We start from the raw sequence: 23,909 nt of genomic DNA, 5'->3' as shown, positions 1-23,909 counted from the left end.
CTGAGACAGGCAGGAGCACAGCATGTCGATCAACGCGCGGCCCTCGATACGAGGGTTCATCGCCAAAGAGCCGCGAGAGCTGGAGACCCAGGACGGCGCCCCGTACGTGAAGGTGCGGTTCGGGCAGGAACGCAAGCACCGCGAGGAAGACGGCTCGTTCACCGACCTCGGCAAGACCTTCGCCACCTTCGTCGCCTACGACGACAACGTGCAGCGGATCATGGACAACTACGTCCCCGGCGACCGGTTCATCGCCCAGGGCTTCCTCCGCACGTTCCCCAAGGGTGACACCGGCATGGAAGGCGAGGTGTTCGTGGTCACCGGGATCGGGCACGACACCGCCTACACCCGCTACGACGTGGACCGCAGCAAGCGCCACACCGGCCCCGAACAGAGCGCACCCGTGCACACCGCGACCGCACGGGCCGCCGAGCGGGACGCGACCGCGTTCGATCCGCCCGACCGCCGACCGGCCAGCACCGCGCCGGCGATCAGCATGTGAAGGGTGGGCAGAGCGATGACCGAGCACACCCCGGACCCCGAAGACCTGGACGAGGAGCCCGACGACCTGGACGAGGACAACCTCGTCGCCGAGAACGATCCGCTGGTCGCCGAGCCTCCGCACCCGATCAACTGGAACCTGCTCACCGCCGACGATGCCGAGGTCGAGTGGTTCGAGCTGAACCGGTGGGTCCGATGGCTGCGCACCACTTACGGGCTCCCGGCCAGCGTGATCCCACCGTTCTGGCACCACCACCCCGAGCTGGTGTGGGAACTGTCCGCACTGCACCTGCACTGGCTGTGCGCCTACGACCCCGACATGAGCGGCAGCGCCCCGCTGGGCTGGCACCGCGACTTCGCCGACGCCCGCAACCGGCTACGCGAATGGGTCGCCGCCTCCGGCACCCGCCTGGACCGCGACCGCCCTACCCGCCAGACCACCTGGCCCGGCGAGAAACCCGCACCGCCGGTCGAAGACGTCATCATCGCCGACCGCGAAAGCGAGTTCGTGGACTTCGTGATCGCCGACGTCGAACAGCGCCGGCATGCTGAGGATGAGTTCTTCGCCGCGATCGCCAGGGACGAGCAATGACCACCGACCCGGGTTGCCCGCCCGCCGACGAGCTGAACCCGCTCGTCGGCGAACCGGCCTATCCCGCGTTCGCGGCCGGGTGGTGCGCCGGGACGATCCGGCGCACCACCCAGCCCGCCTCGGACGACGTGATCGAGGAGGTCGCGACGATGCTCGATGCCGCGCAGGTCGCCGACACCCTCACTCGATCGGAACGATCCGCAACCGCTCCTCGATCGGCGCCTTGACCGGCAGCGCGTCGACGCGGTGGATCAGCCGCCGCAGATACGCGCGCTTCTCCTTGATGTCCCGCTCCTGCCACGACGCGATCAAGGATGGGCCGTCCTCGATCGGCACCTCGTCCAGCTCCAGCGCATCCAGGCGCCGCTGCAACGCATCCACACGGGTCTGCGCATCCTCGATCAGCGACAGCAGCACCGTCACCATCGCCCCCCGGTACTCGCCCGTGCCCTGCTTGCCCACCAACACGTCCCGCTCGGCCTTGGCCTCATCGAGCTGTGCCAGCACCTCGATGATCCCCGCATCCGAACGGGCCGCGCGGCGGCGAGCCCGCGCCCGCGCCAGCGCGTCATCGGTGATCTGCGAGAAGAACCAGCCCAGCACGAACGCCTCCGCATTGGCCGCGTTCACGGTGCAGCCGCCCGAGCAGTTGCCCGGCCCGCGCACCCGGTTCGCCTGACACCGGTACTCGTACGCCTTCACCTTCTCCCCGGACGCCTTGGTGCGGTACTTCTGCAACCCGTACAGCCGCGACCCGCACTGGCAATGCAGCAGACCCGTCAGCAGCCACTCGTGCGACCCCCACGGCCGTCGCGTCTTCGAGGTCTTCGCCTGCTCCAACAACCCGCGCACCCGCAGCCACGTCGCCCGGTCACACACCGGCTCCTGCGCGATCACCGGCTCCCCGGACCCATCACGGGCGATGTAGTCGAGCAGGTCGATCTTCACCCCGCGCTGATGCTCGGGAACCTGCCGCATCCGGTACCCGATCATCCGCGGAGACACCAACGACCGGTAGATCGTGGACTCCCACACCGGACCACCCTTGGCCGTCGTGATCCCATACCGGTCCTGCCAGAACCGGCCGATCTGCGCCAAGCTCTTCCCGGCCAGCACCATGTCCACCGCATCCCGCAACGCCGGATGCTCCACCGGATGCGGCACCAGCCTCCGCCCCGAACGGCCCAACTCATCCACCACCCGCGGACCGGCCGACCACCCGAACGGGACCGTGCCGCCGTGGAAGAAGCCTGCCTCGGCCAGATGCCGCTTCGAGGCGAGCTGTCGTTCACTCATCGAGTCCGTCTCGACCTCCGCAAGCAGCGCCTTGATCCCCGTCACCAGCTTCGCGCCCGCCGTCGCAGTGTTCAGCTCACTGGCGCTGTCCTGATGCGAGACCAGGTAGACACCCGCCTGCTGACACTGCGCGATCCACTCCATGATCCGCGCCGCGATCCGGTTCGTCCGATCCAACTTCCAGAACGCCAACGCCGGCACCTGCCCGACCTGGATGTCCTGATTGAGCTGCCGCCACCCCTTCCGGGTCTTGACCGCAGACTTGCTCGCCGAGTCGTTGTCGATGTACTCACCCATCACCGTCCAGCCACCCTCGGCCGCCAGCTTCCGGGTCAGGTCGATACGCTGCCGCTCGATCGCATCCGCCTTGTCCTTGTGATACTTCGACAACCGCAGATACAGGTAGATCGGCTTCGTCTCGGGCAGCGGCTCGGCCGGACCAGTCCGCGTGAACGCCGGATACACCACCGACCTCGTTGCCCGCCCCGGCCGCGCATGCGGCCCAGGACGGCCCCGCGCCGCGCTCTTGTTCGTGTCCATCAGTGACCTCCTTGGAGAAGGAGGTGCACTTTCCATTGCACGCCTCGTCGAGGAAGAGCACGCCGCAATGGGCTCGGGACACCGCCCCGGGGTGCACGAAACCCGACCCGCCCCCGATGACGGAGGCGACCGAGGCACTGTGGTGGGGCGCGACGAACGGCGGGGTGAGGTCGAGCCCACCGCCACCGACCTCGTCGCCGGTGAGCGAGCGGATGGCGTGGGTCTGCAACGCCTGCTCTCGGGTGAGTGGCGGCAGGATCGTCACGAGCCGTTCGGCCAGCATGGTCTTGCCGACGCCGGGTGGCCCGTTGAACAGGACGTGGTGCTCCCCCGTCGCCGCGAGCTCGAGGGCGTTCCTCGCCTCGTCCTGGCCCACGACGTCGGCCAGGTCGACCGAACGCCGGCTCGCACCCCCTTCGCCGGTGACCGGCTCGGCGACCGGAAGCGGGTCGACGCCGGCACGGACGGCATACCAGGAGACGAGGGTCCGAAGGTCCGGCGCGGCATGGACGCTGATCCCGTCGACGAGCTGCGCCTCGGCGACGTTCTCAGGTGGCACGACGACGTGCCGCACTCCGACCCGGGCGGCCGCGAGCACCGCGGGCAGGACGCCGCGCACGCCGCGCACCGACCCGTCGAGGCCGAGCTCACCGAGGTGGACGACGTCACGGATCCGGTGGGCGTCGACCACGTCTGCCGCGGCGAGCACCGCGAGAGCGATCGCGATGTCGAAGCCCGTCCCCACCTTGGGGATCGCGGCCGGTGACAGGTTCGCCGTGATGCGATGCGGCGGCAGCGGGCAGCCGCTCGTGGCGGCGGCCGAGCGGATGCGGTCCGGTGCCTGGCTGCACGCCTTGTCGGGCAGGCCGGTGACGCTGAAGTGCGGCAGCTGTGCCGAGATGTGCGCCTCGACCTCGACGAGGACGCCGTCGAGGCCGGTGAGCGCGACCGAGAGCGTCCGTCCGAGCCGGGCGTTCACGACCCCACCGCCTCGACGTGCCGCAACACAGGGCGCTGGCCGCGACGGGCGAGCACGCCGATGACGTCGATGCGCACCTCCCGCACGGGCTCGGGCCGCTCGCGCAGGTATGCCGCGGTGAGCCGTCGCAGTCGCCGCACCTTGTCCCAGGTCACCGCCTCGAGCGGGTCACCGACTCCGGTCCCGCGACGCGTCTTGACCTCGCAGACGACGAGACAGTCGCCGTCACGCGCGATGAGGTCGAGCTCTCCGTCCGGACAGGTCCAGTTGCGCGCGATGATCTCCAGCCCGCGTTCACGCAGGTAGCGCGCCGCGAGCTCCTCGCCGTAGCGACCCAGCGCCCGGGTCCCGTGCAGTCCGTCCATGCCGAGCAGCGTCGGCTCTCACTCGCCCACCGCGCCACCACGGACCCGTCCGCCTGTGGACGACGGGGCGCGAGGTCGTCGCCTGTGGACGACGAACCGTGCTCAGCGCGGCGAGAACCGCCTCAGAACTCGCCCTTGGGCAGCTCGAGGTCGGACTTCGCGAGCTCCTCGACGTTGACGTCCTTGAACGTCACGACCCGCACCTGCTTGGCGAACCGCGCGGGCCGGTAGATGTCCCACACCCAGGCGTCCTGCATCGTCACGTCGAAGAACACCTCGCCGCCGTCGCTGCGCACCTTCACGTCGACGGAGTTGCACAGGTAGAAGCGGCGCTCGGTCTCGACGACGTGCGAGAACAGTCCGACGACGTCGCGGTACTCCCGGTAGAGGGCGAGCTCCATCTCGCTCTCGTACTTCTCGAGGTCCTCGGCGCTCATTGGTGTCCTTCGTCGTACGTCGGCTCGCTCGTGGTCAGGGTCGGCGCGGGCGCCTCGGCGGCGACCGGCTCGACGCGGACGGCGTCGACCGTCCCGCTCCCGACATCATCACCCATGACGTCGTCGGGCACGGTCCCGGGGAGGCGCCACGAGCGCCGGTGCAGCTCGCTGGGTCCGTGCTCGCGGAGGGCACCGAGGTGCTCGGGCGCGGCATACCCCTTGTTGAGCTCCCAGCCGTATGCCGTGTGCTCGCCTGCGAGGTCGACCATGATCCGGTCGCGCTCGACCTTGGCGAGGACGCTGGCCGAGGCGACGGAGGAGCACTTCAGGTCCGCCTTGATCATGGTCGTCACCGGCGGGCTGTGCGGCCCGGCTCCGCCACCTCCGCCACCAGAGCCGGCAGCACCACCGGCACCGCCGTCGGCGCCCCCGCCGTCACCGGCGAATGCGAGCAGACCGACCTCGTCGGGCTCGGTGAGCCAGTCATGGTTGCCGTCGAGGATGACGAGGTCGGGGACGACGGCGAGCTGGGCGAGCGCCCGGCGCCCGGCAAGGCGAAGCGCCGCGATGATGCCGATCTCGTCGATCTCGGCGGGCGAGGCGTGCCCGACCGCGTGGGCGTGCGCCCACCGCCGGATCCGCGGAACCATCGCCTCGCGGACGTGCGGCTGCAGCAGCTTGGAGTCGCGCACCCCCTGCGGGGCCGAGCGGCAGGTCTCGTCGATGACGACGACGCCGACCGTGACGGGACCGGCGAGGGCGCCGCGTCCCACCTCGTCCATGCCCGCGAGCAGCCGGTAGCCGTCGCGCTGCAGGGCACGCTCGACCCGCAGGCTGGGTTTGCGCTGGCGGACTGCGGGGGGCATGACGGGTGGTGCTGAGCTCTCGGGAGTGCGGGCGGTCGAGGCCTGCGGACGGTCAGGGGTCAGGAGGTCAGGGTCAAGAGGTTCAGGGAGTGCCGCTGGGCGACGGCGAGCCGGTGGACTCGCGCTGCGTCACCTGACCGGGAGGGGGCACGGTCGCGAACGTCGCCTCCGGGCGACGCAGCCAGCCCGCCCGGTCGAACGGCCAGACGATGGCGACGGCGCGGCCGGTGATCTTGTCGATCGGGACCGAGCCCTGCTCGCCGGTGCCGTCCGGGTCGTGGTAGCGCGAGTCCTCGGAGTCGCTGCGGTGGTCGCCCATGACCCAGACCTTGCCCGCGGGAACGGTGATGTCGAAGCTGATCGAGCTGGCGACGTCACCGGGCTTGATGTACGGCTCGGTGATCGGGGCGCCGTTGATCGTGAGGCGTCCCTGCGAGTCGCAGCAGACGACGCGGTCGCCCGGCATGCCGATGACCCGCTTGATGAGGTGGTCGTCGGACGTGTTCGGGAGGAGGCCGACGAAGGTCAGGACCCGCTCGATCCCGTCGCGGACGGGGCCGTGGCTCACCTCGGGGATCGGCGCCAGCCAGTCCGCCGGGTCCTCGAAGACGACGACGTCGCCGCGCTGCAGGTCGACAGTGTCGGGGACGAGCTTGTTGACGACGACCCGGTCGTCGACGATGAGCGTGTCCTCCATCGAGCCGGACGGGATGTAGAACGCCTGCACGAGCCACGTCTTGACGACGAACGACAGTGCGAGCGCCATCGCGACGACGACGACGAACTCGCGCACCGCGGCGCCGAGCGCACCCATCGCCGAGCGCCCCCGACCGGGCTCCTCGGGCCCGTTCGGCCCTGGGGCCTCCAACCCGGAGGCATCCGGCCCGGGCCCGTATCCCTCGAACGGGTGGTCGAGGTCATCGGGCCCTCGCGCGCCGTCGCGGTCGGCTGGGCCCGGGTCGAACCGGGCCTCGTGGCTCGTCATCACGTGTCCCGCTCTCAGGGCTCGGTGGTGGAGGGCTTGGTGGGGATGGACCTGCCGTGCGCGGCGCTGGTCGCGCCGAGGGCGTCGGGCCCGGACAGGCTACCCATGCGCCCCACCGGCCAGATCCGGGTGGCCACCGTGCCGATGATGGCGCTCGCCGGCACGGTGCCGTCGGTGCTGACCGAGCCGGCACCGACATGGGTGCGCGAGTCGTTGGCCTCGTCGGGGTTGTCGCTGAGCAGGAAGTAGCGGCCCGGGGGCACGGTCACCTCGAACGGGGCAGCGTTGGCGGGGAGCCGTGCGCCGACCGCCGTGCCGTTGACGCTGAGCCGCCCGTCGGTGCAGCAGGTGACCTTGTCTCCTCCGGTCGCGACAACCCGCCCGAGGACGGACTGCTCACCGAGGTCGATCCCGAGCGCCGCCGAGGCCGAGGACAGTGAGCGCCCGATGAGACCGTCGTCGGTGTAGGACGCGCGGTCCGGACCGGGCCAGGCCTCGGTCACGTCGGCGACGACCACGTCACCGACCGACGGCTGACCGACCTTGACGGCCAGCACCCTCTCCCCCTCCGCGAGGCCGGGTGACATCGACGCGCTCGCCACGGCATACGGCTGCGCGAGGAAGGCACGCACGAGCATGACGACGAGCACACCGACGGCAAGGAGCACGGGCAGCCGGTGCCGGGCACGACTCGACCCGGCCGTCGCCGTGGAGGCGGGGACCGGGTCGGTGTCGGGTGTGGCCGGAGACGTCATCGCGACGATGCTAGTCGCCCGGCCTGTGCGGAGAGCGGACGCTCAGCCGGCAGGCTGCGACGTCTCGCGCTTCTCCTTGATCTTGGCGGCCTTGCCGCGCAGGTCGCGCAGGTAGTAGAGCTTCGCGCGGCGGACGTCACCGCGGGTGACGACCTCGATGTGGTCGATGATCGGCGTGTGGAGCGGGAAGGTGCGCTCGACACCGACACCGAAGGAGACCTTGCGGACCGTGAAGGTCTCGCCGATGCCGCCACCGTGACGACGGATGACGACGCCCTTGAACTGCTGGATACGGGAGCGGGTGCCCTCGACGACCTTGACGTGGACGTTGACGGTGTCACCGGCGCGGAAGTCCGGAACCTCCTTGAGGGAGGCCTTGTCGATCTCGTCGAAACGCTGCATGGTGCATTCGCTTTCTGTGCGGTGCCACAGGTCACCCACGAAGAAGGTGGTGCTGCTGTCTGGAGTGGTGCGCCTCGTCCGGCCTCATGCTCGGCGCGGGCCCGTGGGGCCGCGCTGTCGCACTCCCCCTGTGGCGGGGGCCGTCATGACGACGACACGCGAGGAACAAGTCTGCCAGAGCACCCGGCATACCGAGAAATCGCGACGGCGGTCAGCCGGTCGTGCGCGCGACGGGCGGGACTCCCTTCGTTGGGCGCGGTGACAACGGCGGTGTGGGCGCGAGGCCCTAGCGTGGGCGGGTGAGCATCGAACCCGGGTGGCCGGTCGCCATCGCGTGCGTCGCGCTTCTCGCGCTGACGCTCGTGATGTATGCCGTGGGGCGGCTTCCGCGGCCGGGTTCCACTGTCGTGGCGGCCGGGAGGGCGGTGCTCCAGCTGGGACTGGCGGCGCTCGTCATCACGGCGGTGGCGCGCTCGCTGTGGCTGTCGGTGCTGCTGCTGTGCTTCATGTTCGGCGTCGCGGTCGTGACGACGACGCGGCGGGTGGAGGCGGTGGGCGCATGGCCGTGGGCGACGCTGGCCATGGCGGCCGGGCTGCTGCCGGTCGTGACGATCATCCTGGTGACGCGGACGGTCCCGCTCGAGGGCATCGCGCTCATCCCGGTCGTCGGCATCATCCTCGGCAACACGATGAACGGCCACACCCTCGTCGGGCGCCGGGCCTTCGCGGCGCTGCGCGAGGAGACCGGCCAGTACGACGCGGCGCTCTCTCTCGGCATGACCCGCGCCCAGGCCATCGACGAGATCACCCACCGGCGGCTGCCCGAGGCGCTCATCCCCGGGCTCGACCAGGTGCGCACGGCGGGGGTCGTGACGTTGCCGGGCGCGTTCATCGGGGTGCTGCTCGGTGGCGGGTCGCCGGCCCAGGCCGCGGCGGCGCAGGTGCTCGTGCTCCTCGGGATCATGGCGGCGCAGACGACGACGGCGGTCGTCGCCGGGCAGCTCATCGACGCGGCCAGGCTGCTGCCGGCGGACCTGCGCGAGCGCCTGCGCCCCTAGCCGTGGTGACGCGCCTCGGAGGCGCCGTGCTCAATCCGGCTCGCGAGCCGGGGCATGCTTCCCCAGCCGGATCGATCAGGCTTGCGAGCGAGGGCGCGGCTGGCGAGCCGTCTCGTGCACACCCGGGACCGCCCGGAGGATCGCGTTGGCGAACCGCCGGTTCCGGCCGTAGGCCAGCCACTGCATCGGGAACGACGGCCGCGCCCAGACCGTCACGAGCCCGCGCCCGTGACCGTTCGGCTCGAGCCGGACCGTGATCGCGTCGCCGTAGCTCATCATCGACAGCGACCGGCTCGCCTGCACCGTCAGCGGGTCCGACAGCCCCTGCGCGCCGAAACCCTCGGCGCGCAGGGCGGCATACACGGCCTCCCACACCTGCGGGGGCGGCGCGGTCGTCACGACCTGCCCGAGGCTGGAGGCTCCGGGGCCGGCCGGGCCTCCGACCTTGCGGTCGCGCGCGGCCGAGAACGCGATGAGCGCACCTTCGAAAGCCACGATGGCGAGAGCCACGATGAGCCCCGTGACCCAGCTCTCGGCCGCCAACAGGACGACACCGAGCAACAGCGCGAACCCGACGAGCACTGCCGTCGCGATGCCGCCGACGATCCGCAGTTGGCGCGAGAGCCGGTCGTGGGCGGCGCGCAGGTCCGGCGGGTTGAGCGGCGGGGTCGTCACGCAGGCGAGGCTACCGGGGTCTCGCCCGTATGCCGTCCGATCAGCACCGCTTGGCCGTCCCGTTCGTCGCCGGCAGCCTCACGGTCGAGGCGGGCCACCTCGCGGATCCCGGCCTGCGCCAACCATCGCGACATGACGTCGGCGGTGCGCAGGTGCCGCACCAGCTCGACGTCGTACCCGAGTGCTCGGTAGGCCCGGCCGGCGTCCTGCATCCCGACCCCGGTCTGGAAGGCGACGAGCAGCACCCCACCCGGTCGCAGCACCCGGCCGAGCTCGTGGAGCATCGTCGGCAGCACGCCGTCGGGCGTGTGGATCGTCGAGTACCACGCAAAGACACCGTCAAAAGCGTTGTCGGAGAACGGAAGCGCATCGTTGCTCGCCACCTGCACGTCGAACTCGGGGTGATCCGTGCGAGCGCGACGGACCATCCCGGGCGCCAGGTCTGCGCCGACCGGCCGCACCCCGGCACACGCCAGCACGGGCAGCATCCGACCCGCGCCGCAGCCGGCGTCGAGCACCGCCCCACCCGGTCCCACGAGGGCGGTGAACCGGTCGATCATCGCGATGTCAGCCGGCTGTTCCGGTTCGGTGGACGGGAAGTGGTCGGCATAGTCGTCGGCGACGACGTCGTAGGTCGCGGCGACATCGGTCCGCGACTGCCTGCTTCCGCGACTCACGAGGACGAGGAGGGAGGCGAGGCAGGGCGCCGCTTGGTGAGGTCGACGGTGCCGGGGAAGGCGCCCTCGCCGGGCCGCACCCGGTAACCGGCCTTGCGGTACATCCGCAGGTTCTCGGTCGACTTCGCGCCGGTGTTGAGCCAGAAGGTGCGGACGTCCTCGGGAGCCAGCGACTCGGCATACGCGAGCAGCTCGCGGCCGAGGCCGCGGCCCTGGAGGTACGGCGCCACCATGAGCCGCCCGATCTGCCACGCGCTGTCCTCGTCGGGGTGCGGGCGCACCCGCACGGACGCGAGGAGCGCGCCGTCGCGTCGCCAGACGCGCGTGTCCCAGTGCTGTATGCCGTCGCGCACCTCGTCGAGGTCCTCCTCGCCGGCGCCGAACATGCCGTAGCGCGCGAACTCCGGCGCCCAGCAGGCGCGCGTGAGCACCTGCAGGTCGGGGGCGTCGGCCGGTGTCGCGACGCGCTCCTCGAGCTCGCCGAGCGCGCTCGTCGCGGCGGCCGGCGGCAGCAGGTCGGGCCGACGGGCGGCGGTGCGCTCGACGCGCTGCTGGTGGCGCCACGTCGCGATGGCCGCGTGGTTGCCGCCGAGCAGGACCTCGGGCACCTCGCGGCCGTCCCACGTCGCGGGCTTGGTGTAGACGGGGTACTCGAGCAGCCCGTCCTCGTGCGACTCCTCGACGAGCGACTCGGCATTGCCGATGACCCCGGGCAGGAGCCTGGCGATCGCCTCGACCATGGCGAGCACCGCGACCTCCCCGCCGTTGAGGACGTAGTCGCCGAGAGAGAGGACGCGCACCGGCATCCGCTCCCCCGCCCACTCGTAGACACGCTCGTCGATGCCCTCGTAGCGGCCGCACGCGAACGCGAGCCACGGCTCGTCGGCGAGCTCGCGCGCGATGGCCTGGGTGAACGGCTCCCCACCGGGGCCGGGAACGATGAGGGTCGGGACGCGCCGCCGCCCGGTGGCGTCGATCGACTTCCCTTGTGCGAGAACGTGATCCAGCGCCTCACTCCACGGCTGCGGCTTCATCACCATGCCCGCTCCCCCGCCATAGGGGGTGTCGTCGACGGTGCGGTGCCGGTCGTGCGTGAAGTCGCGCAGGTCGTGGACGTGCAGGTCGAGCAGCCCGTCGCGCCGGGCCTTGCCGATGAGCGAGAGGTCGAGGGGTGCGAGGTAGTCGGGGAAGATCGAGACGACGTCGAGTCGCATGTCGTGAATGCCCTTCTCGCTCAGGACTCGTCGAGGTCGAACAGCCCGGGCGGCGCGTCGACGACGACACGACCGGCGTCGAGGTCGACCTCGGGCACGAGCGCCTCGACGAACGGCACGAGCACATCTCGACCGCCGGTGAGGCGCACCTCGAGCAGGTCCTGCGCCGCGCCGACCGTCAGCCCGGTCACTTCGCCGATCGCCTCCCCCGCCGGGCGGACGACGGTGAGGCCGACGAGGTCGTGCTCGTAGAAGCCCTCGTCGGCACCGTCGACGCCGTCGGATCCGTCGCTGCCGGATCCGTCGCTGCCGGAGTCGCCCCCGTCCGCCGACGGGTTCGTGACGAGGCGCGTGCCGCGCAGCGACTCAGCGCCCGTCCGGTCCGGGATCTCCTCGAACCCGAGCAGCCAGATCTCGCGATGCTTGCGCGCCGAGGCGATGGTGAGTCGTCGCGGAACACCGGTCCCGGCCGCCGCCTCGGTGTCATACACCGCTCCCGGCACGAACCGGCCCGCCGGGTCGTCGGTGTGCACCTGCACCGTCACCTCACCGCGCAGCCCATGGGGCTTGCCGATGCGGGCGACGAGCAGGGACTCAGCAGGACGCGGCATACGGGCAACCGTAGTTCGCCCGACCCCGAACACGAGAAACGGCTCCCGAGCAAGAGAACTGATCTCTTGTTCGGGAGCCGTTTCTCGCCGTCCCCCAAAAGGGGTGACGGATGGTGCGAGGTGCGGATCGTGAGTGCTCAGCGGACCCGGTCGGTGTCGACGATGTCGATCCGGACCTGGCGGCCGCCGGCGAGCGCGGTCATCACGGTGCGCAGTGCGCTGGCCGTGCGACCGGAGCGGCCGATGACCCGACCGAGGTCGTCAGGGTGCACGCGCACCTCGATGATCTCGCCGCGACGGAGCTCCTTGCGCTTCACGGCGACGTCGTCCTTGTGGTCGACGATGCCGGTGACGAGGTGCTCCAGCGCCTCCTCGAGCACGGTCAGGACCCTGCCTTGACGAAGCCGGCGGCCTCGGCGTCAGCGGCGGTCTTGAACCAGACCTCGGCGACGGTCTGGTCGTACCACTGGCCGTCGGGCTCGTGGAACTTCATCGAGTCCTTGTTGCCCTTGATGATGTAGCCCTCGGGAGCCGAGCCGTCCTCGAGCGCCGCGGCGGCACCCTTGGGCAGGTCGGTGTCCTTGTCCGCCTTCGCGTCCTTGGCGTCCTCGCCCTCGGCCTCGGCGGCCTCGGTGGTCTCCGTCGCCGGGGTGGCCTCGGCGGGCGACTCGACGACGTCGGCCTCGCCGGCCTTGTCGGCGGTCTCGACCGAGTCGGGGGTGGTGTCGGCGAACGCGGCGGCCTGCTCGGCCTCGGCCGCGGTCTCCGCGGGAACCTCGGCGTCAGCGTCGGCCTTGGCGTCCTTGGCCGCGTCGGCGTCGGCCTTCGCGTCGTTGGCGACCTCGGTCTCGACCGCGGCGTCGGCCTTCTTGGAGGCCTTCTTCTTCGCCGTGGTGGCGCCGGAGGTGTCGTCACCCTCGGACGTGCCCGCGGCGGCGACGGCGGCCTCGTAGAGGTCCTTCTTGCTCGGCTTGGCCTCGGCGACCTTCAGGGTGCCGTCCTTGTAGAGCTTGAGCAGGGCGGCGACGGCCTCGGTCGGCTGCGCCCCCTGGGCCACCCAGTAGTCCGCGCGCTCCATGTCGATCTCGACGAGCGAGGGCTCCTGGTTGGGGTCGTACTTGCCGATCTCCTCGATCGCGCGGCCATCGCGCTTGGTGCGCGAGTCCATGACGACGACGCGGTAGATGGCGGTGCGGATCTTGCCCATCCGCTTGAGACGAATCTTGACGGCCACGAGTGTGGTCTCCGTTCGGTTGTGAGCGCGGCGAGACCGCACGCGACTCGTGCGGGGTGCCGTCACCCGGGGTAGGTATCCGCCGCCGGAGACTCCGGCGCGGAAGGTGTACAGCGGACCATTCTGCCAGAGGTCGAGGGGTGCTCCCGACCACGCGCGGCGCCCGCGCGCACCCGCAGTGCGCGGCCGGCATACGGACGCGGCAGCGGTATGCCGTCCGCGCGGCATACCGAAGACGCGCACCTCGCGCGCCGGTCACCTCACCAGGGGCTCGGCTCGTAGTCCTTGAGGAAGTGGCCGTAGAGGTCCTCGCCCGCCTCGCCGCGCACGATCGGGTCGTAGACGCGGGCGGCGCCGTCGACGAGGTCGAGCGGGGCGTGCCAGCCCTCGGCGGCGATGCGGAGCTTCTCGTGGTGCGGCCGCTCGTCGGTGATCCAACCGGTGTCGACGGCGGTCATGAGGATGCGGTCGGTCTCGAACATCTCCCCCGAGCTCGTGCGGGTGAGCATGTTGAGCGCGGCCTTGGCCATGTTGGTGTGCGGGTGCCCGGCACCCTTGTAGCGGCGCGAGAACTGGCCCTCCATCGCCGAGACGTTGACGACGTAGGCACGCCTCGCGCCACCCTGCACCGCCGCGCGCAGGGCCGGCCGCAGCCGGGACACGAGGATGAACGGCGCCGTGGAGTTGCAGAGCTGGACCTCGAGGAGCTCGAGCGGGTCGACCTCGTCGACGACCTGGGTCCAGGAGTTGTTGGTCTGGGTGTCGGGCAGCAGCCCGCCGGCGTCGACGGCCGTGCCGGCGAGGTGCCGGTCGAGGCTGGCGTGCCCGGCGGTGAGGGCCATCTCGGTCATCGACGCGGCGGTGCGCTGGGCGAGCGAGCGGGCGGCGTCCTCCTCGGACTCCCCCTCGTGGTGGGCGACCTTGGTGTCGCGCAGGGTGCCGAGGAGGTTCGCCGGGTGGGCCTCGCTGATCCGGTCGAAGGTCACGAGCTCGGGGTAGCGCACGTCGCGTTCGAGCGGCACCTGCTCGCCGTCGACGAGGTGGGAGTAGGAGCCCGGCGAGCGGCGCACCGTCTGGGCGGCGTTGTTGATGAGGATGTCGAGCGGCCCCGCGGCAGCGACCTCGTCGGCGAGCGCGACGACCTGGGTGGGATCGCGCAGGTCGATGCCGACGACCTTGAGCCGGTCGATCCAGTCCGCGCTGTCCTCCTGCGCCGCGAACCGGCGGGCGGCGTCGTGCGGGAAGCGCGTCGTGATCGTGAGGTGGGCGCCGTCGCGCAGCAGCATGAGCGCGATGTACATGCCGATCTTGGCGCGGCCGCCGGTGAGCAGCGCGCGCTTGCCGGTGAGGTCGGCACGCTGGACCCGCTTGGCGTGGGACTTCGCGGCGCAGGTCGGGCACAGCCAGTGGTAGAACGCGTCGACGGTCGTGTAGTCGTCCTTGCAGATGTAGCAGCCGCGGGGCGTGATGAGCTCGCCGACGGTCGTGCCGACGGGCGGGACCTCGAGCAGGATCCCCTTGGTCTCGTCGTCGATGCGCATCGGCGAGCCGGTGGCCGTCTTGGCAAGGATCGCCTCGTCGTGGGCGACGAGTGGCGCCTTGGCCTCACGGCGGCGGGCCTTGCGGATCTGCTTGTACATCCGGCCGGTAGCGCGCTTCACCGCCTGGATCGCCGGGTCGTCGGCGTCGAGGTCGGGCAGCTGGGCGAGGACGCGCAGGGTCGTTGCCAGCTCGTCGGGGTCGAGGCCGGTGCCGGTCGTGTCGACGTCCTGCTGGGTGCTCTCGGTCATCGGCTCTCCCACGCGTCCGGGGTCTCGGCGAGGGAGCGCACGTGATCGGGCAGGTCGCCGGAGAATGTCTCCGCGAGGCTGGTCTCGTCGAGCACCGCGCGCAGGCTGGCGCGGACCGCGACCCAGACCGTGGGCAGGTGTTGTGCGACGCCTTCGTATGCCGTCTCGTGCGGCCGCAGCCCGCGCACCTCCGCGAGTGGGCCGTCGACCGCGCGGAAGACGTCACCGAGCGAGATCTCCTGCGGCTCGCGCGCGAGGGAGTAGCCGCCGCGTGCGCCGCGGGTGCTCGTCACGAGCCCGGCCGTGCGCAGGTCGGCCACGATGGCCTCGAGGAACTTGCGCGGCAACGCCTGACGGGTCGCGAGGGTCTCGACGCTCACCGGTCCGCCCTCGGTCGTCGCGGCCTCGGCGAGGATGAGCATCGCCCGCACCGCGTACTCCGTGCGCGCCGAGATGTCCACGGGCGGCATTGTCCCCCAGCCGTCCCGAACTCACCCAATTGGACGGTTCGGGACCGAGTCGGGACGGGGTCGGAACGCGAGCAACGCCAGGCGAGCGGCCGGCATACCGACATGTGAGACATAACGACTCGTTTGTTGACCCATAACTCCCTGTCACGAAAACTCCTACCGGACAGACCGGATATCTCCCCCTCTCCCTGACAGGACCTCTCATGCGCAAGCTCGTCCTCCTGGCCCTCGTCGGCCTCGGCGCCCAGCTCGTCGACGGCAGCCTCGGCATGGCCTACGGCGTCACCTCCACGACGCTGCTGCTCGCCATCGGCACGAACCCCGCCGCCGCGTCGGCCACCGTCCACCTCGCCGAGATCGGCACCACGCTCGCCTCCGGCGCCTCGCACTGGAAGTTCGGCAACGTCAACTGGCCGGTCGTCGCGAAGATCGGCATCCCCGGCGCGGTCGGCGCGTTCGCCGGTGCGACGTTCCTCGCCAGCCTCGACACGAGCGTCGCGGCCCCGGTGATGTCGCTCATCCTCCTCACGCTCGGCCTCTACGTCCTCGTGCGGTTCACCCTGCGCGGGCTGCGCACCGACCGGCTCGGGCACCCGCTGCGCAAGCGGTTCCTCGGGCCGCTCGGTCTCGTCGCCGGCTTCGTCGACGCGACCGGTGGCGGCGGCTGGGGCCCGGTGGGCACCCCGGCGATCCTCGCGAGCGGTCGCCTCGAGCCGCGCAAGGTCATCGGCTCGATCGACACCTCGGAGTTCCTCGTCTCGGTGGCGGCCTCGATCGGGTTCCTTCTGGCGCTCGGCTCGCAGGGGATCAACTTCGCGTGGGTGGCGGCGCTGCTCGTCGGTGGCCTCATCGCGGCGCCCATCGCGGCGTGGCTCGTGCGGCACGTCCCGCCGCGCGTCCTCGGCTCCGCCGTCGGCGGCATCATCGTCCTCACCAACACCCGCACCCTGCTCAAGTCCGACTGGATCGACGCGTCGTCGGGCACGCGGTATGCCGTGTATGCCGTGATCTACGCGCTGTGGGCCGCTGCCGTCGCGTGGTCGGTCCGGGCGCACCGGGCCGAGCGCGACCTGGCTCCGGAGCCGGCGCGCGAGGGCGCGGTCGAGGGCGAGCGCGAGCTGGCCGGCGACCCCGTCTGAGGGCCGCCCCCCTTCTCTGGTGAAGGAAGTGTGCTGCAGGACGCGCGCCATGCTGCGCGTCCTGCAGCACAGTTCTGGGCGGACGGCTCTGGGGACGGCCCCTCAGGTCTGCAGGTGCGGCCGGCCGTCGTCGCCGATGCTCACGCCGGTGATCGCGGTACCTTCGGGCAGGTCCTTGACCTGGCGCTGCAGCTGACCGGCCATCGACAGTGCGACGTCGAGGTCGGCGACCTCGAGGTTCGACACGTCGAGCGCGCCGCCCAGGGCGGGGAGCACCGTGAACGACAGCACCTCGCTCGGCCCGGGCTCGAGCCCACGCTCGGCCGCCGCGCTCACCAGCCCGGCGAGCAGGAAGCGGTCCTGGCCCTCCGGGGTGTTGAGGGCCGACTGGAGCTCCTCGGGACTGTCCCACTGCCGCGTGAAGGTGCCCTCGACGAGGTCGAGGTACCAGACACCGTCGTCGCGCTGGAGGAAGACGTCCCCGAAGGCCGAGGTCGCGATGGGCGTGCCTCCGTCGAGGTCACCGACCCAGGCCCAGTCGGCCAAAGCGCTGCGCAGCATCTGCTCGGGAAATCTCCTGATGAGCTCCATCCCGCCAAGGTAGACGACGGGGTCCCACCTGGCGTGCGCGTCCCCGTCGAGGTGCCATTGACCTCGAACGGCCCCCAACGTACGCTTTCCTGTACAGGAGGCACCATGAAGACGATGGGCTACACCGAGTCGCGCAAGCGCTACGCCGAGGTGCTCGACGGCGTGGTCAACGACCGCGAGGAGGTCGTCATCACCCGCGCCGGTCACGAGCCCGTCGTCATCGTGTCCCTCGAGGACTACGAGTCGCTGCGCGAGACGGCATACCTCATGCGCTCCCCCGCCAACGCACGCCGTCTGCTCGACGCGATGGAGCGCCTCGAGTCCGGCCGCGGCACCCCGCACGAGCTCGTCGAGACCGACTGACGTGCTGCTCGTCTGGGACGAGGGGGCCTGGGACGACTACCTCTGGTGGCAGGCGCAGGACCGCAAGGTGCTGAAACGGATCAACACGTTGCTCATGGACGTCCAGCGCAACGGGAACGCTGGGATCGGCAAGCCCGACCCGCTCAAGCACGACTTCGCCGGCTACTGGTCGAGGCGCATCACCGACGAGCATCGCCTCGTCTACAAGGTGGTCGACGACGAGGTCCGCATCGCGGCCTGTCGCTACCACTACGGCTGAGTCAGATGGTCCGTCCGCGCAGGATGATGGCGCTCGGCTCGCCCAGCGCGGTGACGTCCTCGCGTGGGTCGCGGTCGAGGGCGAGCAGGTCGGCGTCGGCGCCCTCCTCAAGCCCGGGCCGGCCGAGCCACTCGCGGGCTCCCCACGTCGCGGCGGCAAGCACCTCGGTCGGGGTGAACCCGATCTTGCCGAGCTCGACCGCCTCCTCGGCGGCGAGGCCGTGGGCGATCGAGCCGCCCGCGTCGGTCCCGAGGTAGATCGGTATGCCGGCCTCTCGCGCCGCGCTGAACGTCTCGTAGCGCCGGGCGTGCAGGTCGAGCATGCGCCGGTGGTAGTCGGGGAACTTCTCGCGCGCCGGCTCCGCGATGCTCGGGAAGGTCGCGATGTTGACGAGCGTCGGGACGATCGCGATCCCTTGTGCCGCAAAGGATTCGATGGTGTCGGGCTCGAGTCCCGTGGCGTGCTCGATACAGTCGGTCCCGGCGGCGGCGAAGTCCCGCAGCGAGTCCGGGCCGAAGCAGTGCGCGGTCGTGCGGGCGCCCTCCTCGTGGGCGGCGGCAATGGCTTCGGCGAGGACGTCGGCCGGCCAGCACGGCGTGAGGTCGCCGGTCTCGCGGTCGACCCAGTCGCCGACGAGCTTGACCCAGCCGTCGCCGGCACGGGCCTCGATGCGGACCCGCTCGACGAGCTGCTCCGGCTCGACCTCCCACGCGTAGTTGCGGATGTAGCGCTTGGTCCGGGCGATGTGCCGGCCCGCGCGGATGATCTTGGGCAGGTCGTCGCGCTCGTCGATCCAGCGGGTGTCGGCCGGGGAGCCCGCGTCGCGGATGAGCAGGGTGCCGTTGTCGCGGTCGTCGATGGCCTGCTGCTCGGCGGTCGCGTCGTCGACGGCACCGTGCCGGTCGAGCCCGACGTGGCAGTGCGCGTCGACCATGCCGGGGACGAACCACCCCCGCAGCGTCTCGACGTCGTGCCCCGCGCCGGTCGGCCGCTCGAAGGTGATCCGGCCGCCGACGACCCACGCCTCGGGACGCACGTCGTCCGTCCCGACGATGACCTCTCCGACCAGGTGCAGCACCGATGCCGTCATGGTTCCGACCCTAACGGCCGCTCTCGGACGCGGCTGTTCCCGGCTGCTGCCCCGCCTCACCCTCTCCTGGGCAACGGGCACGAACCGGCCGGTCAGCGAGAGGCGGCCTGGACCACGCGCCGCAGCGCCTCAACGACGACGGCCGGCGCGTCCGAGTGCACCCAGTGCGTCGCGCCCTTGACCTTGAGCAGCCGCACGTGCGGGAACAGCGCTCGCATCACGTCAGCGTCCGCCTCCTTGATGTAGCGCGACTCCGAGCCCGCGACCCACAGCACGCCACCCTCGAACGGTGCCACCGACCCCGGCGGCAGCGGCCAGTCCGCGATGAGCGAGTCCTCGCCCTGCGCCGCGTCGTCGGCGAAGAGCTGGACGTTGGCCTGCCACCGCCACGACGTCCCCTCGCGCCGCAGGTTCTGCAACAGGAACGCCTTGACCCCCAGGTCGGACTCCTCGAACCGCGCCTCCGCGTCAGCTCGGTCGCGCAGCTCCCCCAGCGGCAGCGACTGCATCTCACGGATGTAGCCGGCGAACCGGTCGAGGTCGCCGTAGTCCTTCGGCGCGATGTCGACGACGACGAGCCGCGACACCAGAGCAGGGTCCGTCAGGGCCAGCACCATCGCGACCTTGCCGCCGAGCGAGTGCCCGACGACGATCCACGGCCCCTCGTCGACGGCGCGCAGCGTCGCCGCCACGGAGGCGGCATACCCGGCATACGAGAACTCCTCGGACCACGGCGAGCGGCCGTGGTCGGGCAGGTCGACGAGGGTGCAGCGCGCCCCCGTGCCGTCGGGTCCGGCGAGGGCCTTGGCGATGGTCGACCAGTTGCGTCCTTGGCCAAAAAGCCCGTGCAGGAACGCAATTCGCGGTCCCGACGTCCCCACCGAGAGCGTATGCAGCGGGCCCACCACAGCGGCCCCGTCACCTCCCGGAGCGGTCACTTCCCCAAGAACTTCTCGAAGCCCTTCGGCAGCTGTGACGGGTCGAGCGCTGCGGGATCCAGCTCGTTCCCGGCACCGCCGAACGAGGCACCCGACGGCTTGTTCGCAGCTCGCTCCGCCGCGGCCTTCGCCTCGGCCGCACGCTTGGCCGGGTTGCCGGACTTGCTCTTCTTGCGCTGCACCTGCTGCTGCTTCTTGCGGCCACCGCCGCCGCCCATCCCCGGCATGCCGGGCATCCCGGGGATGCCGCCGCCGCGGGCGAGCTGCTTCATCATCTTCTGAGCCTCGCCGAACCGCTCGAGCAGCTGGTTGACCTCGGAGACGGTGACACCGGAACCGCCGGCGATGCGGGCGCGGCGCGAGCCGTTGATCTGCTTGGGGTGGTTGCGCTCGAACGGCGTCATCGAGCGGACCATCGCCTCGACCCGGTCGAACTCGCGCTCGTCGAGGGCGTCGAGCTGAGCCGACATCTGCCCCATGCCCGGCATCATCTTGAGCATCGACTTCAACGAGCCCATCTTCTTGATGGCCGACATCTGCTGGAGGAAGTCGTCGAAGGTGAAGTCCTCGGCCGCGAGGAACTTCCGCTCCATCTCGGCGGCCTGGGCGCGGTCGAACGCCTTCTCGGCCTGCTCGATGAGGGTGAGCACGTCACCCATGTCGAGGATGCGCGACGCCATCCGGTCGGGGTGGAAGACCTCGAAGTCCTTCACGCCCTCACCGGTGGAGGCGAACATGATCGGCCGCCCGGTGACGCCGGCGACGGACAGGGCGGCACCACCGCGGGCGTCACCGTCGAGCTTGGACAGCACCACACCGGTGAAGTCGACGCCCTCGAGGAACGCCTCGGCGGTCTCGACGGCCGCCTGGCCGATCATCGCGTCGATGACGAAGAGGACCTCGTCGGGGTTGATCGCGGCGCGGATGTCACCGGCCTGGCGCATGAGGTCGGCGTCGACGGCGAGACGACCGGCGGTGTCGACGATGACGACGTCGTGCTGCCGGCTCACGGCCTCGCGTATGCCGTCCCGGGACACCGCGACCGGGTCACCGAAGCTGCGGGTGCCCTCGCCCGTGGGCCCGACCGCGTCGTGGCCGCCGATGTTGCCCCGCTCCGGCGCGAAGACCGGCACACCGGCGCGCTCGCCGACGACCTCGAGCTGGGTGACGGCGTTGGGCCGTTGGAGGTCGGCCGCGACGAGCATCGGCGTGTGGCCCTGGTCCTTGAGCCAGTAGGCGAGCTTGCCCGCGAGGGTCGTCTTGCCGGCACCCTGGAGGCCGGCGAGCATGATGACGGTCGGCCCGGACTTGGCGAACCGGATGGTGCGGGTGTCGCCGCCGAGGATCGAGGTGAGCTCGTCGTTGACGATCTTGACGACCTGCTGGGCCGGGTTGAGCGCCTCCGACACCTCCGCACCGAGGGCCCGCTCACGCACCGAGGAGGTGAACTCCTTGACGACCGGCAGGGCGACATCGGCGTCGAGCAGCGCCAGCCGGATGTCGCGGATCGTCTTGTTGACGTCGGACTCGGACAGGCGGCCCTTGCTCCGCAGGTTGCGGAAGGTCGATGTCAGGCGGTCGGAAAGGCTCGTGAACACCGCACAAGGTTAACCGGCGTCGCAGGTGTCGATGACGACGGCGACGACCTGCGCGACCTTGCCCGGGTCGAGCAGGCGCCCGGCCCGGTCGGTGACGTAGAAGGTGTCGAGCGTCTGGCCGGCATACGTCGCGATGTGCGCGGAGCGCACGGACACCCCGGACTTCGCGAGGGCGATGCCGAGGTCGTGCAGCAGCCCCGGCCGGTCCTCCGCGCGCACCTCGATGACGGTGGCGTCGGTGCTCGCGCCGGGAACGACGAGGGCGCGCGGCTGGCCGGGCAGCCCGAGACCGGACTCCCCCGCGCGACGGCGCGCGAACTGGCGGCGCCGTTCGAGCAGCCCGAGCGGTCCTCGGTCTCCGGTCGCGAGTCGGGCGAGGCCGCGACGGATCCGCTCCGGTTCGGGTGCGCTCCCGGACGGGGACTCGACGTGCCACTCGTTGACCGCGGCCCCGTCGAGGGTTCGCAGCACGGCGGTGCGCACGACGAGCCCTTCGGCCGCGAGCAGCCCAGCCGTGTCGGCGAAGAGCCCGAGCCGGTCGCGGTCGGCGATGTCGACGCGCCAGGACCCGCCGTTCGCGACGACCTCGACGTGCGGGTCGCCCGCCGCGAGGGCTCGCACGATCTCGTCGGGGATCTGCGCGTCACCGCTCGCCGTGGTCGCCGCCAGCTCGGTCTCGTATGCCGTCCGCTCGCCGGGCGTGCTCGGCTCGCCGCCGGTGCGGTCGAGCCGGGCGCGGACCGCGGTGGCGAGCTGACGCAGCAGGGCTGCCCGCCAGTCGGTCCAGGCCTTGGGGCCGGCAGCGACGGCGTCGGCCTCCGTCAGCGCGAGCAGCAGCTCGAACCGGTCGCGGTCACCGTCCACGGCTGCGAGGGCGGCGTCCACCGTCGCCGGGTCGGCGTGGTCGCGTCGGGTCGCGAGCTCGATGAGGGTGAGGTGCTCGCGCACGAGGCCCGTGACGACGGCGACATCGGCGTCGGCGTGCCCCAGGCGGCGCATGACGTCCTCGGCGAGCGGGGCACCTGCGACCGAGTGGTCGTGGGCGCCGCGGACCTTGCCGATGTCGTGGAGCAGTGCCGCGAGGAGGAGCAGGTCGGCGCGGCCGACGGTTCGGACGAGACCGCTCGCGTGGACGACGGTCTCGATGAGGTGGCGGTCGACGGTGTGCCGGTGCACGGCATTGCGCTGGGGGCGGGAGCGCACGGCGGCCCACTCGGGCAGCCAGCGGTCGACGAGCCCGTGCTGGTCCAGGCCCTCCCAGACCGGGACGAGACCGGGGCCGGCAGCGAGCAGGTCGCTGAAGAGGTCCCGCGCGGTGGCCGGCCACGGGGTCGGCAGGTCGGGGCTCTTCGTGGCAAGGTTGTCGAGCGTCGTCGGCGAGATCGGCAGACCGGCGCGGGCCGCGACCACGGCGGAGCGCAGCGGCAGCTGGGGGTCTGTCTCGACGAGCGAACCGGACCCGAGGACGACCTCGCCGTCGGACTCGAAGAGCCCGTAGCCGAGCGGCACCATCTGCGGGCGGCGCGGCCCGACGCGCAGGACGCGGGCGCGCTGCGACTGCCCGGCGCGACGGAGGGTGCCGTCGAGGGCGTAGGCGATGGTGCGGCCCGCGTCGGACACGGCGGCGAGCAGGTCGTCGGGGTCGTCGTGGCCGAGCAGTGCCGCGACGGCGTCGTGGTCCTCGCGGCCGAGCCGGTCCCGACCGCGGCCGGTGACGACGTGCACCGCGTCGCGGACGTCGAGGAGGAGTGCGTATGCCGCGTCGGCCTCGCCGCGCGGGCGCTCGGCGAGCCAGGCCTCGGTGAGGGCGCGCAGGATCGTCAGGTCGCGCAGGCCGCCGTGCGCCTCCTTGAGGTCGGGCTCGAGGGACTGGGCCAGCTCGCCGTGCCGGTGGTGGCGGGCGGCGACGGCCTCGACGAGCTGCGGCAGCCGCCTGCGGGCCTGGGCGCGCCAGTCGTGGCTCACGGTGGCGCGCGCCGCAGCGACGACCTCGGCATCCCCGGCGACGGGGGCGATGTCGAGCAGACCCACGGCGGCGGTGAGGTCGTCGGCCGCGACGGTGCGGCACTGGCTCACCGACCGGACGCTGTGGTCGAGGCGGACCCCGGCGTCCCACAGCGGGTACCAGAACCGGTCGGCAAGGGTGGTGATGTCGTCGTTCGTCAGGGCGCGCGTGTCGTGGAGCAGGACGAGGTCGTAGTCCGAGAGCGGCCCGGCCTCGCCGCGTCCGACGCTGCCGACCGCGGCGAGCGCGATGCCGCTCGCCGGGGGCTGGCGCAGGGACTCGGTGGCGTCGGCCCACACCTCGCCGAGCCACGCGGCGTTGAACTCCGCGAGCCGCCGGCGCCGTTCCGGCCCGGCACCGGCAGCCGCGAACGACCGGGTCCCGGCCAGGTCGAGCCTGCGTGCAGCCACGTCGCCCATGTCCCTCACTCCCCTCCTTCTCCCACTGATTGCGACTTCGCAGAGTGCCGATCACCGCTG

General features: G+C 71.6%; 28 protein-coding genes and 1 pseudogene. 7 read left to right on the top strand and 22 right to left on the bottom strand.

Translation table 11 applies throughout. The features are described 5' to 3' along the window. Window positions 1–22 precede the first annotated feature (22 nt). Genes BCF74_RS01900 through BCF74_RS17005 form a run of 3 tightly spaced genes read left to right on the top strand, consistent with a single transcriptional unit; the run spans window position 23 to window position 1,320 of the window. Window positions 23–502 carry a single stranded DNA-binding domain-containing protein gene (locus tag BCF74_RS01900; RefSeq protein WP_106296272.1) on the top strand — a complete coding sequence of 160 codons (480 nt, stop codon included), beginning with the start codon at window positions 23–25 and terminating at the stop codon, window positions 500–502. A gap of 15 nt (window positions 503–517) precedes the next feature. Further along, a complete protein-coding gene (locus BCF74_RS01895; RefSeq protein WP_106296271.1) occupies window positions 518–1,093 on the top strand; it encodes a hypothetical protein in 576 nt (191 codons plus the stop codon). Beyond that, entirely contained in the window at window positions 1,090–1,320 is a 231-nt protein-coding gene (locus tag BCF74_RS17005) for a hypothetical protein (RefSeq protein WP_146132853.1), read from the top strand. The genes BCF74_RS01895 and BCF74_RS17005 overlap by 4 nt, the downstream gene beginning before the upstream one ends. Here BCF74_RS17005 and BCF74_RS01890 read toward each other — a convergent pair. From BCF74_RS01890 to rplS, 8 genes are all read right to left on the bottom strand, one after another. Further along, window positions 1,274–2,797 carry a recombinase family protein gene (locus BCF74_RS01890; protein ID WP_245889174.1) on the bottom strand — a complete coding sequence of 508 codons (1,524 nt, stop codon included), beginning with the start codon at window positions 2,795–2,797 and terminating at the stop codon, window positions 1,274–1,276. The two genes, BCF74_RS17005 and BCF74_RS01890, sit on opposite strands and share 47 nt — an antisense overlap. Next, the gene (locus BCF74_RS01885; RefSeq protein WP_245889158.1) at window positions 2,679–3,908 is read right to left on the bottom strand and encodes an ATP-binding protein; all 1,230 of its coding nucleotides are present in this window, start codon (window positions 3,906–3,908) and stop codon (window positions 2,679–2,681) included. The genes BCF74_RS01890 and BCF74_RS01885 overlap by 119 nt, the downstream gene beginning before the upstream one ends. Further along, complete coding sequence (locus tag BCF74_RS01880) at window positions 3,905–4,273, bottom strand: YraN family protein (protein WP_106296269.1); 369 nt, start codon at window positions 4,271–4,273, stop codon at window positions 3,905–3,907. The genes BCF74_RS01885 and BCF74_RS01880 overlap by 4 nt, the downstream gene beginning before the upstream one ends. 122 nt (window positions 4,274–4,395) lie before the next feature. Then, window positions 4,396–4,710 (bottom strand): DUF2469 domain-containing protein, encoded by a 315-nt coding sequence (locus tag BCF74_RS01875; protein ID WP_106296268.1) that lies wholly within the window; start codon window positions 4,708–4,710, stop codon window positions 4,396–4,398. Beyond that, window positions 4,707–5,576, bottom strand: a complete 870-nt coding sequence (locus BCF74_RS01870; RefSeq protein ID WP_106296267.1) for a ribonuclease HII — start codon at window positions 5,574–5,576, stop codon at window positions 4,707–4,709. The genes BCF74_RS01875 and BCF74_RS01870 overlap by 4 nt, the downstream gene beginning before the upstream one ends. Window positions 5,577–5,658: 82 nt before the next feature. Beyond that, a complete protein-coding gene (lepB, locus tag BCF74_RS01865) occupies window positions 5,659–6,561 on the bottom strand; it encodes a signal peptidase I (protein ID WP_106296266.1) in 903 nt (300 codons plus the stop codon). 14 nt (window positions 6,562–6,575) lie between these two features. Beyond that, window positions 6,576–7,316 carry a signal peptidase I gene (lepB, locus tag BCF74_RS01860; protein ID WP_106296265.1) on the bottom strand — a complete coding sequence of 247 codons (741 nt, stop codon included), beginning with the start codon at window positions 7,314–7,316 and terminating at the stop codon, window positions 6,576–6,578. Window positions 7,317–7,358: 42 nt separating this feature from the next. Further along, window positions 7,359–7,718, bottom strand: a complete 360-nt coding sequence (rplS, locus tag BCF74_RS01855) for a 50S ribosomal protein L19 (RefSeq protein ID WP_106296264.1) — start codon at window positions 7,716–7,718, stop codon at window positions 7,359–7,361. A gap of 299 nt (window positions 7,719–8,017) precedes the next feature. Here rplS and BCF74_RS01850 point away from each other — a divergent pair, with 299 nt between their 5' ends. Further along, entirely contained in the window at window positions 8,018–8,776 is a 759-nt protein-coding gene (locus tag BCF74_RS01850; RefSeq protein WP_106296263.1) for an ABC transporter permease, read from the top strand. Window positions 8,777–8,851: 75 nt separating this feature from the next. Here BCF74_RS01850 and BCF74_RS01845 read toward each other — a convergent pair whose 3' ends face one another. The 9 genes and pseudogenes from BCF74_RS01845 to BCF74_RS01810 form a co-directional block, all read right to left on the bottom strand. Further along, the gene (locus BCF74_RS01845) at window positions 8,852–9,451 is read right to left on the bottom strand and encodes a hypothetical protein (protein WP_106296262.1); all 600 of its coding nucleotides are present in this window, start codon (window positions 9,449–9,451) and stop codon (window positions 8,852–8,854) included. Further along, on the bottom strand, window positions 9,448–10,128 hold the full coding sequence (locus BCF74_RS01840) for a class I SAM-dependent methyltransferase (RefSeq protein WP_245889157.1): 681 nt from the start codon (window positions 10,126–10,128) through the stop codon (window positions 9,448–9,450). Before BCF74_RS01840 ends, BCF74_RS01845 begins: the two co-directional genes overlap by 4 nt. Further along, complete coding sequence (trmD, locus tag BCF74_RS01835) at window positions 10,125–11,342, bottom strand: tRNA (guanosine(37)-N1)-methyltransferase TrmD (protein ID WP_106296261.1); 1,218 nt, start codon at window positions 11,340–11,342, stop codon at window positions 10,125–10,127. The genes BCF74_RS01840 and trmD overlap by 4 nt, the downstream gene beginning before the upstream one ends. Before the next feature lie 20 nt (window positions 11,343–11,362). Beyond that, a complete protein-coding gene (gene rimM, locus BCF74_RS01830; protein ID WP_106296260.1) occupies window positions 11,363–11,953 on the bottom strand; it encodes a ribosome maturation factor RimM in 591 nt (196 codons plus the stop codon). A gap of 137 nt (window positions 11,954–12,090) precedes the next feature. Further along, window positions 12,091–12,333 (bottom strand): RNA-binding protein, encoded by a 243-nt coding sequence (locus BCF74_RS01825; protein WP_106296259.1) that lies wholly within the window; start codon window positions 12,331–12,333, stop codon window positions 12,091–12,093. Between the two features lie 2 nt (window positions 12,334–12,335). Next, window positions 12,336–12,467, bottom strand: a complete 132-nt coding sequence (locus BCF74_RS17970; protein ID WP_483868520.1) for a sunset domain-containing protein — start codon at window positions 12,465–12,467, stop codon at window positions 12,336–12,338. Window positions 12,468–12,698: 231 nt separating this feature from the next. After that, a pseudogene (rpsP, locus tag BCF74_RS17650) lies at window positions 12,699–13,187 on the bottom strand (30S ribosomal protein S16); the annotation flags it as partial. A 260-nt stretch (window positions 13,188–13,447) separates the two neighbouring features. Beyond that, entirely contained in the window at window positions 13,448–14,977 is a 1,530-nt protein-coding gene (locus tag BCF74_RS01815) for an SDR family NAD(P)-dependent oxidoreductase (RefSeq protein ID WP_106296257.1), read from the bottom strand. Next, window positions 14,974–15,438, bottom strand: coding sequence for an RrF2 family transcriptional regulator (locus BCF74_RS01810; protein ID WP_106296256.1), 465 nt, complete (start codon window positions 15,436–15,438; stop codon window positions 14,974–14,976). The genes BCF74_RS01815 and BCF74_RS01810 overlap by 4 nt, the downstream gene beginning before the upstream one ends. 212 nt (window positions 15,439–15,650) lie before the next feature. Here BCF74_RS01810 and BCF74_RS01805 point away from each other — a divergent pair, with 212 nt between their 5' ends. Then, on the top strand, window positions 15,651–16,586 hold the full coding sequence (locus BCF74_RS01805) for a sulfite exporter TauE/SafE family protein (protein ID WP_106296255.1): 936 nt from the start codon (window positions 15,651–15,653) through the stop codon (window positions 16,584–16,586). 102 nt (window positions 16,587–16,688) lie between these two features. Here the strand turns inward: BCF74_RS01805 and BCF74_RS01800 are convergent, their stop codons facing one another. After that, a complete protein-coding gene (locus BCF74_RS01800; RefSeq protein ID WP_146132852.1) occupies window positions 16,689–17,177 on the bottom strand; it encodes a T6SS immunity protein Tdi1 domain-containing protein in 489 nt (162 codons plus the stop codon). A gap of 105 nt (window positions 17,178–17,282) precedes the next feature. Between BCF74_RS01800 and BCF74_RS01795 the strand changes: the two genes are divergently transcribed. Together BCF74_RS01795 and BCF74_RS01790 are read left to right on the top strand one after the other, a co-directional pair. Continuing rightward, window positions 17,283–17,540 carry a type II toxin-antitoxin system Phd/YefM family antitoxin gene (locus tag BCF74_RS01795; RefSeq protein ID WP_106296253.1) on the top strand — a complete coding sequence of 86 codons (258 nt, stop codon included), beginning with the start codon at window positions 17,283–17,285 and terminating at the stop codon, window positions 17,538–17,540. A gap of 1 nt (window position 17,541) precedes the next feature. Then, window positions 17,542–17,799 carry a Txe/YoeB family addiction module toxin gene (locus BCF74_RS01790; protein WP_106296252.1) on the top strand — a complete coding sequence of 86 codons (258 nt, stop codon included), beginning with the start codon at window positions 17,542–17,544 and terminating at the stop codon, window positions 17,797–17,799. A 1-nt stretch (window position 17,800) separates the two neighbouring features. Here the strand turns inward: BCF74_RS01790 and BCF74_RS01785 are convergent, their stop codons facing one another. The 4 genes from BCF74_RS01785 to BCF74_RS01770 all read right to left on the bottom strand — a co-directional run bounded on the left by BCF74_RS01785 (window position 17,801) and on the right by BCF74_RS01770 (window position 23,849). Then, window positions 17,801–18,889, bottom strand: coding sequence for an amidohydrolase family protein (locus tag BCF74_RS01785; RefSeq protein ID WP_106296251.1), 1,089 nt, complete (start codon window positions 18,887–18,889; stop codon window positions 17,801–17,803). Between the two features lie 92 nt (window positions 18,890–18,981). Then, window positions 18,982–19,770: an alpha/beta fold hydrolase gene (locus BCF74_RS01780; protein WP_245889156.1), complete on the bottom strand. Its 789-nt coding sequence runs from the start codon at window positions 19,768–19,770 to the stop codon at window positions 18,982–18,984. 53 nt (window positions 19,771–19,823) lie between these two features. Beyond that, entirely contained in the window at window positions 19,824–21,425 is a 1,602-nt protein-coding gene (gene ffh, locus BCF74_RS01775) for a signal recognition particle protein (RefSeq protein ID WP_106296249.1), read from the bottom strand. A gap of 9 nt (window positions 21,426–21,434) precedes the next feature. Continuing rightward, on the bottom strand, window positions 21,435–23,849 hold the full coding sequence (locus BCF74_RS01770) for a [protein-PII] uridylyltransferase (protein ID WP_170070101.1): 2,415 nt from the start codon (window positions 23,847–23,849) through the stop codon (window positions 21,435–21,437). Window positions 23,850–23,909 lie beyond the last annotated feature (60 nt).

The organism is Knoellia remsis, assembly GCF_003002895.1.
In the GTDB taxonomy this organism is placed as follows: domain Bacteria; phylum Actinomycetota; class Actinomycetes; order Actinomycetales; family Dermatophilaceae; genus Knoellia; species Knoellia remsis.
Note: the sequence above shows the minus strand (reverse complement) of the source record. Positions and strands in the feature narration are given on the sequence as shown.